The 13,038-nt window shown below is 34.9% G+C and carries 6 protein-coding genes; 5 read left to right on the top strand and 1 reads right to left on the bottom strand.

What is annotated here, in order from left to right; genetic code table 11:
* Window positions 1-16 precede the first annotated feature (16 nt).
* Window positions 17-973, top strand: coding sequence for an acetyl-CoA carboxylase carboxyltransferase subunit alpha (locus OEA66_RS15195; protein ID WP_267267045.1), 957 nt, complete (start codon window positions 17-19; stop codon window positions 971-973).
* Between the two features lie 54 nt (window positions 974-1,027).
* On the opposite strand, the gene OEA66_RS15190 is transcribed toward OEA66_RS15195, so the two are convergent.
* Window positions 1,028-1,726: a DUF6759 domain-containing protein gene (locus tag OEA66_RS15190; protein ID WP_267282192.1), complete on the bottom strand. Its 699-nt coding sequence runs from the start codon at window positions 1,724-1,726 to the stop codon at window positions 1,028-1,030.
* 148 nt (window positions 1,727-1,874) lie between these two features.
* On the opposite strand from OEA66_RS15190, the gene tsf reads away from it, so the two are divergent.
* The 4 genes from tsf (at window position 1,875) to OEA66_RS15170 (ending at window position 12,948) form a co-directional block, all read left to right on the top strand.
* Window positions 1,875-2,699: a translation elongation factor Ts gene (gene tsf / locus OEA66_RS15185; protein WP_066674778.1), complete on the top strand. Its 825-nt coding sequence runs from the start codon at window positions 1,875-1,877 to the stop codon at window positions 2,697-2,699.
* Between the two features lie 199 nt (window positions 2,700-2,898).
* On the top strand, window positions 2,899-6,804 hold the full coding sequence (locus OEA66_RS15180; protein WP_267282191.1) for an FIDD domain-containing protein: 3,906 nt from the start codon (window positions 2,899-2,901) through the stop codon (window positions 6,802-6,804).
* 77 nt (window positions 6,805-6,881) lie between these two features.
* The gene (locus tag OEA66_RS15175; RefSeq protein ID WP_267282190.1) at window positions 6,882-9,959 is read left to right on the top strand and encodes an FIDD domain-containing protein; all 3,078 of its coding nucleotides are present in this window, start codon (window positions 6,882-6,884) and stop codon (window positions 9,957-9,959) included.
* 139 nt (window positions 9,960-10,098) lie between these two features.
* Window positions 10,099-12,948: a T9SS type B sorting domain-containing protein gene (locus OEA66_RS15170; RefSeq protein ID WP_267282189.1), complete on the top strand. Its 2,850-nt coding sequence runs from the start codon at window positions 10,099-10,101 to the stop codon at window positions 12,946-12,948.
* Window positions 12,949-13,038: the final 90 nt, after the last annotated feature.

Below are 13,038 nucleotides of genomic sequence, written 5' to 3'. Positions count from 1 at the left end.
TTAATTTACTTCAAGAATGGAATATTTAAGTTTCGAACTTCCTATAAAAGAACTGATGGATCAGTATCAAACCTGTTCATTGGTAGGAGAAGAAAGTGGTGTTGATGTAAAATTAGCATGCAGCCAAATCGAAGACAAGATCAGAGATACTAAAAAAGAAATCTACGGAAATCTTACACCTTGGCAAAGAGTACAGTTATCGCGTCATCCGGATCGCCCATATACTTTAGATTATATTAAAGGAATGGTAGATAAAGGAAGTTTTTTGGAACTTCACGGTGACAGAAACTTCGCTGATGATCCTGCATTAATTGGTGGCTTAGCTACTTTAGACGGTCAGAGAATTATGATTCTTGGAACTCAAAAAGGAAGAACTACTAAAGAAAGACAGCACAGAAGATTCGGAATGCCGAATCCTGAAGGATACAGAAAGGCTTTAAGACTAATGAAGCTTGCAGAAAAATTCAAAATCCCTGTAGTAACTTTGGTTGATACACCGGGAGCTTATCCAGGTTTAGAAGCTGAAGAAAGAGGACAAGGTGAAGCAATTGCAAGAAACATTTTCGAAATGACTATGCTTAAAACGCCTATTTTCACTTACATTATTGGCGAAGGAGCAAGTGGTGGAGCATTAGGAATTGGTGTAGGTAACAAAGTTTATATGTTGGAAAACACTTGGTACACCGTAATTGCACCGGAAAGTTGCTCATCAATTCTTTGGAGAAACTGGGATCATAAAGAAGATGCAGCTAATGCATTAAATCTTACTCCAGCAGATGCATTAAGAGAAAAATTCATTGACGGAATTGTAGAAGAACCACTTGGTGGCGCTCATTATGATCCTGAAGTTGCTTATTTAAATTTAAAAGCTTCAATTTTACAAAATATTAAAGCTTTCTCTAAATTTACAGGTAAAGAATTAGAAACACACAGACAAGACAAGTTTATTGCGATGGGGCAATTTAAAGGATAACAAAAAAGCGGTTAAGAAATTCTTAACCGCTTTTTTTATTTTATCGATTTGCTTTTATTCTGCAACATTAAGCTGAATCTCAATATCTTTCGTAACTTTTTTAAGCGAAGAATATTTGGCATCACAAACCGAAGTCGTCAAAACATACTCTCCTTTTTCTACCATTACAAAGTTATGTCCATTTGCGGGAACATCAAGATTGTAATATTTTTTTCCACTGATTTTTACAATCAATCGGCATTTTGATTTATTTTTAATATTAATATAAGCTTCATTATCATTAGGATCATTATTAAAAAGATGCGTCAGATAAGAAGCTGTCTTTTTTGCTTCAGCACTGGGCTCAGATTTTTTACTTGAACTTCCCACCGCAGCATAATTTACTGTACGTTGTGGTGTTGCAGCTTTAGAATTAGATGTTAAATCTTTCCCTTTATTAAGCTCATTATTGCTTACTATTTTTTCAATTTTATCTTTGCTGATTGGTCTTATAGTAGGTTTAGCCTCTATAGAATTATCTGCCATAATAATATCAATAAGTTTTCTTTTTAACTTATCTGTTTTTTCGTGCCCTGGATTTTGTTTGATAAAACCTGCAATAATTCTTGCTTCAGCAGTACTTTCTGCTTCTTCGAGTGTATAAATGATAACAGTTTCTTTTTCTGCAACGACTTTGGCTTTGGCTTTTTTCTTCTTTTGAGCAAAGCCCACACTGAAAATAGATAGGAATATAATTAGAAATAATTTTTTCATGTAGCGGAAACCTTTAAAAATTTATTAAATAAATACTATAACGTGAAAAGTCATTTTTTAGTTTATCATTAAAATCATTATCTTTGCACATCTTTAAAATAAACTATTAAAGTTAATCATAATTTTAAATAAAAAAATAATAAATATTATGTCTTATTCACCAGCTGCTGCAGACGTAGCAAAATTGAGAAACCAAACAGGTGCAGGTATGATGGACTGCAAGAAAGCTTTAGTTGAAGCAGAAGGAGACTTCGAAAAAGCAGTTGATATCCTTAGAAAAAAAGGACAAAAAGTTGCAGCTAACAGAGCCGACAGAGATTCTTCTGAAGGTGCTGTAATCGCTAGAGTAAACGAAGATAACACTTTAGGTGTTGTGATTTCTCTAAACTGCGAAACTGACTTTGTTGCTAAAAACGAAGCGTTCATCGAGCTAGCTTACGAAATTGCTGAAATGGCTATTTTCGCTGCTACTAAAGAAGAATTATTGGCTACAGATTTCCACGGAATGACTGTTGCTGAAAAATTGATCGAGCAAACTGGAGTTATCGGTGAGAAAATCGAGATTGGTGCTTTCGAAAGAATTACAGGACCTTTCTTAGGAGCTTACATCCACGCTGGAAACAAAATTGCTGCAATCACTGCACTTTCTGCTAAAGTAGACGGAGCTGACGAAGCTGCTAAATCTGTTTCTATGCAAGCTGCTGCTATGAACCCAATTGCTCTTGACGAAACTTCTGTTTCTCAGGAAACTATCGACAAAGAACTGGAAATCGAAAGGCACAAACTTACTGAAGAAGGTAAACCTGCAAACATTATCGACAATATCTTGAAAGGTAAAATGCAGAGATTCTACAAAGACAATACTTTGGTACACCAGGATTTCATCAAAGACAGTTCTATTTCTGTTGCTGATTACGTAAAATCTGTAAACGGAGACCTTAAAGTAACAGGATTTGTAAGAGTTAGCTTATAATACCTTTTCAAATTTAAATATTAATCCCGATGATTTTTTTCATCGGGATTTTTTATGCCTAAACACTTTTATGACATTAATAAAACATAGAGTATTTTTTTGAAATTTCGAAAGTATATTAAATTATAATTAAATGTTAAAAACATTACATAAAAATTTGATTATTAATATGTAAATTTGTCGCCCCTAAAACTGAGGCATGAAAAGATTTTTACTTATTATTTGTACATTTTGGTGTTTAATCATTAATGCTCAACTTGATACTGAACATTGGTTTGCTCCGATGTCTGCAAAAGCCGGAACCGGCGGATTGGAAGGATATTTATATCTGTCTACTGATGAAACCACTCCTTTTGCAGTACAGATTTACAATAATAATACATTGTATTCTACAGTTCAGGTAAGTAAAAACAATCCTGCACAGGTAATAATTCCCAATAACTTTTTAATTGCATCGTCACAAAGTCAATTATTCACACCGAATAATATGGGATTAAATGTAAAAGGTTCTAAAAAATTCTTTGCCAATTACAGATTTGCGATGACCAATCATGCTGAAATTTTAACTTCAAAAGGCGCAGCAGGTTTAGGAACTACATTTTATGCGGGAGTTGCTCCAATTACAGGATCAGAAGATCACATGAATGCAACCATCGGAGTAACAGCTACTGAGGACAATACCGTTGTGACAATTTCCGGTTACAATCCGGCTATTACTTTTTCGGATGGAATTTCTTCTCCAACAAGAACTTTTACTCTTAATAAAGGAAAATCTTACATTCTGGATGTTGTAAGTTCGTGGTCAAACGCCAATAAAACAGGTTTAGTAGGTGCTAAAATTGTTGCGACAAAGGCAATTTCTGTAACCAACGGAAACTTTAATGCAGCTTATACTACTCAAAACCTTACCAACAATGATATTTTGATGGATCAGGCTGTTCCTGTTGATCGTTTAGGAAAAGATTTCGTAGTTGTAAAAGGAAACGGAACGGTGACTTCTCAAATGGAAACCGCTTTAATTATTGCTACAGAAAATAATACTCAGATTACATTTAACGGAACCGGAGCCGCAATTACGCTAAATGAAGGACAATATTATCAAGTTCCAAGTGCAAGGTATATAAATCAAGCTGGTAGCGGACATTACAACATGAATATTTCTGCAACCAAAAATGTTTATGTTTATCAATTACTTTCTGGCGCAACCAACGGAAACGAATATGCTTCCGGAGGAATGAATTTCATACCCCCTTTAAGCTGTTTTATGCCTAATAAAATTGATGAAATTGGGTTTATCAACAGAATTGGAGGTCAAACTTTTGCTACTAGATTAAATATTATCACCCAAACCGGCGCAACGGTAACTTTAAACGGCGGACCAATTGCAGCAGGAAACGGACCTTATCCTGTAACAGGAAATCCAAATTGGGTAAGCTACTCTATTCAAAATGTGACAGGAAATATTACTTTAAATTCTACAAAAGCTATGACTGCTGGAATCGCTGCAGGAAGTGGTGCCGTAGGATATGGAGGTTATTTCTCAGGATTCTCTTCTGTTCCTGCAATTACGAAAACAGGTGACTGCTATGCAGGAATTGAGCTGCAGGTTGATAATAATTATGACGCTTATCAATGGTACTTAAATGGAGTTGCAATTAGCGGAGCTACAACTTATTTTATTAATCCTGAATTGTATGGAGCAGGAGCATATACTTGTTCGGTAACGAAAAACAACTGTGAAACAAAATTGACGACAATTTACAATTACACATTATGCCCGCCAATTTCAACAACAACTTATACAATCGGATCTTGTAATACAAAAGTAATCACGCCTGCATTTACAAGTTCTACACAAACAATTGTTCCTTCATTAACGGCAATTATTGCTCAACCAACTAACGGAACAGCAACTGTAAATTCAACTACAGGACAAATTACATATACACCAAATGCGACAACTGTAAATACTACAGATCAGTTTATTTATTATATTCAAGGAAACGGAAATCCTTTTGCTTTTGAATATTTTAAAATTATAATTAACACGGATGTTCTTCAGGTGAATAATACTTCAATAAGCATTTGTAACAGTACTTCAGTAAATGGAACTTATAATTTAACGACTGCAAATGTAACATCGGCTGTTGGAGCAAGTATTACTTATTTTACCAATTCAAATTTAACCGGTCAAATTGCTGTTCCCGCAACTTATACGGGACCTGCAGGAATTATTTACGCTAATGTAACTTCAGCTTACGGATGTTCTAAAGTTGCGCAGATTACATTAATAATAAATCAATCTCCAAACATCAATACAAGTGCTTATAATGCAGAGTTTTGTGATGATAATTTTTCTGGAGTTATCAATATAAATTTTGCAGCAGTTACTCCTCAGATTGTTACCAACTCTGCCAATTTTACCGTAAAATATTATTTAAATCAAGCTGATGCAACCGCAGGAAATAATAACACATTGCCAACTAACTGGAATTACACTTCAAATACAACAGTTTATGTAAGAGTTGAAAGCACAAACGGATGTCCTCCTGCTTTTGGACAAATTAATTTTGTGATTAAAAATAAGGTTCCTTTGTTAACTCCTACGCATGTATTAGAAATTTGTGACACAGACATGAATGGTTCTGAAACTGTCAATTTAATTAATTATAAAAATATTTTCACCACAGATCCTGCAACTACAGTTACTTTCCACAGTAGTTTAGCAGACGCACAATCAGGAGCAAATGCAATCTCTGCAACACAAACAATCAACAACGGAACGACAGGAACTTTTTATTTAAGATTTACTAATGCGACGCAGTGTTTTAATACAGCTAATTTAGCTATCAAAGTAAATGCTGTTCCTAATATCAATATTGCGAATTTTAACGGAAATCTTTGTGATGATAATTTTGACGGAATTGTGAACGTAAATTTTGCTACAATAACTCCACAAATTGTAACAAATTCGGCAAGTTTTACAGTAAGATATTATTTAAGTCAAGCTGATGCAACCGCAGGAAACGGGAATACACTTCCAACTAACTGGACATATACTTCAGCAACAACTGTTTATATAAGAGTAGACGGTACAAGTACAACTTGCCCGACTGCTTTTGGACAAATTAATTTCACTATTGGTAATAAACTTACTCTTCTAACAACCAATATAACAACACAAGTTTGTGATAATGATTTAGATGGTTCTCAAAGTGTAAATCTTAGTGATTATAAAAATCAATTTACGGCAGATCCGTCAGTTACACTTACTTTTTATCCTACTTTAGCTAATGCGCAAGCTGGAACCAATGCAATAGCTGCAACTCAAGTTATTACAACTTCAGCAACTTTCTATATTAGATTTACCAGCAATATTGCTTGTCCGAACATCGGAACTTTAACAATTAGTTTAAAATCTCCAAAAAAATCAAACACCTTACAAAATCAAACCATTTGTTTAGATGCAAAAGCGATTCTTAATGCAGGAGATGGTTTTACCTCTTATCTGTGGAGTACAGGAGCAACTACCTCGTCAATTACCGTTGGTGTAGGAACTTACTTTGTAGACTTAGGATTTAACGGTTGTATTTATAGACAAACAGTAACTGTGACTGCAGCTCAAGCTCCTACAATCACAAGTATTGTTGTTACAGGAACAAGTGCAACAATTAATGTTACGGGAGGAACTGCACCCTATCAATATTCATTAAATGGTTCAGATTACCAAAGTTCAAATGTATTTTCAGGATTAACGAGAGGTCCGCACAAAGTTTACGTGATTGGAAGAGATGGATGTCAACCTGTGATTAAAGACTTCTTAATTTTAAATTTAATTAATACAATTACTCCAAACGGAGACGGAAGAAATGATGTATTAGATTATTCTGATTTAAAAATTAAGGATCAAGTAAATATTGAAGTGGTTGACAGATATGGAGCACTTGTGTATAAATCATCTCCAAACAACTACAAATGGGACGGAAAATCAGGTGGAAGAAATCTACCTACAGGGACTTACTGGTATATTATCCGATGGATTGAACCAGACACAAAATTGCCAGTTTCTCATTCAGGATGGCTTTTAATTAAGAATCGAGAATAGATTTTAAATTTTATTTATGATTTATTAACAATATATTAAAATTTATTTTAATTTTGTAGAAATCCTAATTCCATATTATGAAAAGATTTCTACTAAGCTTTGCAGTAATGCTTCTGACAATCAACAGTCTTTTTGCACAAAGAGATACTGATCACTGGATTGCACCCTATTACAATTCGGGCGGAACATATTCCACTGCCGTTTATCTGTCAACAGATTCTGTAACGCCATTTGCAGTTAATATTTTCAGTAATAATGTGCAGATCAATACTACGCCTATTATGGTCAGTAAAAACAATCCTGTTACTTATGATGTAGGAACTTATATTTCTACAGCTTCCACAAGTGACGGTTTTAAAGTTCTTAATAAAGGATTGTATTTAAAAGGAGCAAAACCTTTTTATTGCACTTTAAGAACAGCGCAAATCTCTCATGGCGAAATTGTAACAAGTAAAGGAAAAGCTGGAATAGGTAAAGAGTTTTATGTCGCAAACACACCTTACGCGGGAAGTACAGCCACCCTTTACAGTTTTACTGCAGGGGTTATGGCTACTGAAGATGCTACAACTGTAACTGTTAGCTGGCCAGGAACAATAACGTTTTTTGGACAACCAGCCACCCCACCGTCCAATCCTTATACTTTTACATTAAATAAGGGGCAATCATTTATATTTGCAGGAAACGCTGCAAGTGCCGCTCCGTTTATGGGAGCCAAAATAACTTCAACTAAACCAATCACGCTCACTAATGGTAACATGAATGGAAATTTTGGAAATTCACCTTCAGGTTCAGATGCAATTCTTGACCAGTCTGTCCCTACCGAAAGATTGGGAAGTACTTTTGCAATGGTGAGAACACTTTCCACATCTTCAGATCTTGAAGGAGGTATAGTGATTGCTACAGAAGATAATACGGAAGTATTTCTAAATGGATCATCAATACCTGCAGCTACTATTAATCAGGGACAATGGTACCGAATTCCAGGTTCTTCATATCAGTTGCAAGGAACTAGCGGACATTACAACATGCTCGTATCTACTTCTAAAAACGTTTACTTATATCAGCTGGTTTCTGTAGATGATAGCAATGCCACTTGTGGATTTAATTATATTCCTCCCCTCAACTGTTTCCTCCCAAGAAAAATTGATGAGATTGGTAATGTAAACGAAATGCCAAACACATCATCTACTATTGTGCTTAAACTTAATATTCTTACTGAGGCAGGAGCTACGGTCACTTATAGTTCTAATGGAGGAACACCAATCACACCAACGGCAGCACAAGGACCTTATCAGCTTCTCGGAAATACAAACTGGGTGACTTATGCAATAGAAGGTGTTACAGGAAATCTAACTATTCAATCTACCAAAGCGGTTACAGCTGGTGTAAACGGAGGATATAGCACTGCTGGCTACGGTGGTTATTTTGCAGGATTCTCTTCAATACCAGTTATTGCAAAACAAACTGGAGATTGTATTCCTGGTATTATTTTAGAAGTTGATGACAGCTACGAAACTTACCAGTGGTATTTGAATGGTGGAATTATTACTGGAGCTACTTCATCAACATTCACACCAGCAGTTGCAGGAGATTACACTGTAAAAGTAACGATGGGAACTTGCCCACCTGTAACTACACCAATATATAAAGTATTTACCTGCTTAACAAATACAGTTAAAACCTTAAATATTTGCGGAACGAAAGCTATTATACCTGCATTTACCAGCTCAACCCAAACACCAGTACCTGGAACTGTACAAATTATTACAGCGCCAACACAAGGAACTGCTACCATAAATCCTGCTACAGGAATTATTACTTATGTACCAAATGCAGGTTACTTAGGAGCAGATAAGATTATTTATAAATTCTGTGGAAATGCTGCTGAATTTGTAGATTGTGAACAAATTACACTAAACCTGAATGTTGTGCCATTTGTACTTACAGATGTAACAATCAAAACTTGTCAATATGCAGGAAAAGGATATTTTGATTTAACTACTGCAGCTGTAACTTCTTACAGCCCTACAACCAAAAAGTTCTATCCAACTTTAGCAGACTTGAATGCAAATACAAATCAAATCAATAATCCTACAAATTATTTCTTTGGATTAGGATCTGTATATGTACAGGTAACGACTGACGAAGGATGTATCGGAACCGCAAAAATCACTCTTGATTTCTACCCTACCCCAGTTGTAAATGAAACTACTTTAACGGTATGTTTTATTGAAAATAATGAAACAAAAGGAGTATTTAATCTTCCAAGTGCAAATGTTACATCACAAACTCCGGTTACTAAAAAGTATTATCCAACGTTTACGGATGCAAGCAACGGAACAAATGAAATAGTACTTCCTGTAGACATGTATATTTCCGGAGACGGTGCTGTTTATGTAAGAGTATTTAATAGTAACGGATGTTATGCAATTGCAAAAATCAATCTTAAAGTTACACCTCCAAAGAGATCACCTTTATTGGTTGACAAATATATCTGTATTGATAGCAGAACTACATTAGATGCAGGAGCAGGATATCAGTCATACGAATGGAGTACTGGTGCAACTACTCAAACAATTCAAGCAGTACCTGTAGGTGATTATTGGGTAATTCTTCAAAATGCTGGATGTTATACCAAACAAACAGTTAGTGTGAAAAAGGCTCTAGAGCCAGTAATTACTTCTATAGAAATTTCTAATAATACAGCGACAGTTATTGTAACAGGAGGTACTGCACCTTTCAAATATGCGGTAGACGGAACAGCAACTTGGCAGGATTCTAATGTATTTACAAACTTGAGCAGAGGTCAACATACTTTCTATGTGAAAGATGAGTTCAACTGTTCTCCGGTTTCTGTAGAGATTACAGTTCCAAATCTTGTAAATGCAATTACTCCAAACGGAGATAAAGTAAATGATTTCATCGATTATAGTGAATTAGCTTACAAAGACAACCTTTCTTTCATGATTTATGACCGATACGGAAACAAAGTGTTTACTGGTGATAAATTCAATAATTATAAATGGGATGGAACTCACTCTAATAAAAAGATTGTTACCGGAACATATTGGTATCATATCAATTGGACAGAACCAAACGCTACTAAAACTCCAATAAAATACACAGGTTGGATTTTAGTTAAGAATAGAGAATAGAATCTTAAATAATAAAATGAGAAATGCCATAACTTAACTGTTGTGGCATTTTTTTATTATAAATTTAATTTTTTTTATATTTTTTTTATAAAACATATGAATTATTACATTATTTTTGTATGAATCCTAATCCTAGACTATGACAAAACTTCTACTTACTTTTTTAATGGTAATTTTTAGTGGTAATATCCTATTTGCTCAGAGAGATACAGAGCATTGGATTGCGCCCTACTATGAATCTACTTCTTACACTGGACGAACATTATATTTATCCACAGACTCGACCACACCTTTTACCGTTACGGTTTACAGCAATAATATTGCACTCGGAACAGTAACAATAAGTAAAGGATCTCCTCAAATTTATGCAGTTCCAGCGCAATATATTGCCGGTTCTGCTGTGTCTGATGCCTTTAGAGTAATTAACAAAGGACTTTATTTGAGTGGAGAAAAGCCATTTTATTGTACATTAAGAATGGCCAGTAGTACAACGCACGCTGAAATCGTTACCAGTAAGGGTAAAGCAGGTATCGGTAAAGAATTTTACGTAGCGGCAACTCCTTCAATTTATACTTCTACAAGTAACAACTTTACTGCGGGAGTTTTAGCAACAGAAAACAATACAACAGTTACTGTAACATGGAGTGCAACTACACCTATAACATTTATTGGTAGTACACCTGCAACAAACACCCATACATTTGTATTAAATAAAGGGCAATCTTTTATTTTTGCCGGAAACGGGGCAACGGCTGCAAATATGCAAGCTTTTATCGGAGCTAAAATTGTTTCTGATAAACCAATTACGTTGACCAACGGTAACATGAATGGAAATTTTGGTACTGTAAGCAATCTTGGTTCTGACTCGATTTTGGATCAATCTGTTCCAGTTGAAAGACTTGGAAATACTTTTGCAATGGTAAGAACAAGATCTACTGCTCCGGATGTAGAAGGCGGAATTGTAATTGCAACTGAAAACAATACACAAGTATATTTGAACGGTTCTGGAACTGCTGTTGCTACTTTAAACCAAGGTGAATGGTACAGAATTTCAGGAAGCAACTATATCGTACAGGGCGGAACACATGCAAATATGTTCATCAGTACTACAAAAAATGTTTATTTATATCAACTTGTAGCTGTTGAAAACAGTAGTGCGACTTGTGGTTTCAACTACATACCACCATTGAACTGTTTTTTACCTAGAAAAATTGATGAAATTGGTAAAATTAACGAAATGCCTTCTGGTACTGGTGGAGCGAGCGTAGTTGCATCAAATACTAATGTAAAATTAAATATTCTTACTGAAGCGGGAGCTGTTGTTACTTATACCATTAATGGAGGAGCACCAATAACTCCAACTGCAGCACAAGGGCCATATACGGTAACAGGAAATACCAATTGGGTAACATATGCCATAGAAAACATGACCGGAACCGTAGCCGTAGTTTCTAATAAAGCTGTAACTGCGGGAATCAATGGTGGATATAGTACATCAGGGTATGGTGGCTATTTTGCCGGGTTCTCCTCTATTCCACTTATTGCAAAACAGACGGGAGATTGTATTCCAGGCTTAGTTTTGGAAGTTGATGATAGTTATGATACTTATCAGTGGTTTAGAAATGGGGTCGCAATTCCTGGAGCTATAACCAATTCATTCACCCCTACAACCGCAGGAAACTATACTGTAACTATTACAGTTGGATCTTGTATACCTGCAACAACGCCAATCTATAAAGTTTTTACTTGTTTGCAAAAAACAACAAAAACAAAAACAGTTTGTGAAGGTTATTTAAATATTGTACCAGAATTCACAACATCTCAACAAAACTTCACACCAGGAAGTGTACAAATTATTACACAACCAACAAATGGTACTGCAATATTGAACCCTACAACGGGTGTTATAGGGTATACTCCAAACTTTGGTTTTGTAGGAAATGATAAAATTGTATATAAATTCTGTGGAAATGATCCTGAGTTTGTAGACTGTGAAGAAATTACACTTACTTTAACAATAGCAGAAAGCCCTACAGTTAATTCTGCGACATTAAGAACTTGTTTTCTTGAAAGTAATGTAGCAACTGGATTATTTAATCTAACAACCGCTAATGTAACGACACAATCAGGTGTTATTAAAACATATTATCCTTCATTAACGGATGCTCACAACCAGACTAACGAAATTTTAAACTTTGCAAATTATACCGCTCCTAATGGTGTAGTTTATGTAAGAGTGCGTAATGCAAACGGATGTTATAATGTTGCTCAGATTACTCTTGTAGTATTTCCACCAACAAAATCAACAGTTCTTGTAGACAAGGTAATTTGTATTGAAGATAAAACTATATTAGATGCCGGTACAGGTTTTTCAAGTTATGAATGGAGCACAGGAGCTACAACTCAAACCATATCTAATGTAGGAGTTGGTACTTATTGGGTGAAACTTAAAACGGGAGACTGTATCACAAAGCAGGAAGTTAAAGTCTATGCTTCAGAACAGCCGGTAATTTCAAATATTGATGTTTCAAACAACAGCATTACTATAACTGCAGTTGGAGGAGTAGGACCTTATGAATATTCAATTAACAATAATAATTTTCAATCTTCAAATGTATTTACAGATCTTCCGAGAGGTGATGTAAAAGTTTATGTAAGAGATACTTTTAAATGTATTCCGATTGAGGTAAGCATTACAATTCCTAATATTGTAAACGTAATTACCCCTAACTCTGACGGAGTAAATGATATTTTAGATTATTCAGCTCTTGCTAACAAACCAAATTTAGTTTTTGATATTTTTGATAGATACGGAAACAGAATTCACCAAGGAAATAAAGAAAATCGTTACACTTGGGACGGAACAACCAATGGTAAAAAGAGAGTTTCTACAGGAAACTATTGGTTCAGCATCAGTTGGAATGAGAATGGTCAAGCTAAAACACCAATCAAATTCTCAGGCTGGATTTTAGTTAAAAACAGAGAATAACAATTCTTCCACTTAAATATTATAAAAACCACGATGTCAAATCGTGGTTTTTTGTTTATTTTAATAACTATTAACGTATTTTATTATTAA

The sequence above is a fragment of the Chryseobacterium luquanense genome, from assembly GCF_026460945.1.
Taxonomy (GTDB): domain Bacteria; phylum Bacteroidota; class Bacteroidia; order Flavobacteriales; family Weeksellaceae; genus Chryseobacterium; species Chryseobacterium luquanense.
Note: the sequence above shows the minus strand (reverse complement) of the source record. Positions and strands in the feature narration are given on the sequence as shown.

What these genes read in the sequence shown, in the direction of transcription:
- OEA66_RS15180 (WP_267282191.1), top strand. Translation starts at nt 2,899, where the DNA reads ATGAAAAGATTTTTACTTATTATTTGTACATTTTGGTGTTTAATCATT.
- OEA66_RS15175 (WP_267282190.1), top strand. Translation starts at nt 6,882, where the DNA reads ATGAAAAGATTTCTACTAAGCTTTGCAGTAATGCTTCTGACAATCAAC.
- tsf (WP_066674778.1), top strand. Translation starts at nt 1,875, where the DNA reads ATGTCTTATTCACCAGCTGCTGCAGACGTAGCAAAATTGAGAAACCAA.
- OEA66_RS15195 (WP_267267045.1), top strand. Translation starts at nt 17, where the DNA reads ATGGAATATTTAAGTTTCGAACTTCCTATAAAAGAACTGATGGATCAG.
- OEA66_RS15190 (WP_267282192.1), bottom strand. Translation starts at nt 1,726, where the DNA reads ATGAAAAAATTATTTCTAATTATATTCCTATCTATTTTCAGTGTGGGC.
- OEA66_RS15170 (WP_267282189.1), top strand. Translation starts at nt 10,099, where the DNA reads ATGACAAAACTTCTACTTACTTTTTTAATGGTAATTTTTAGTGGTAAT.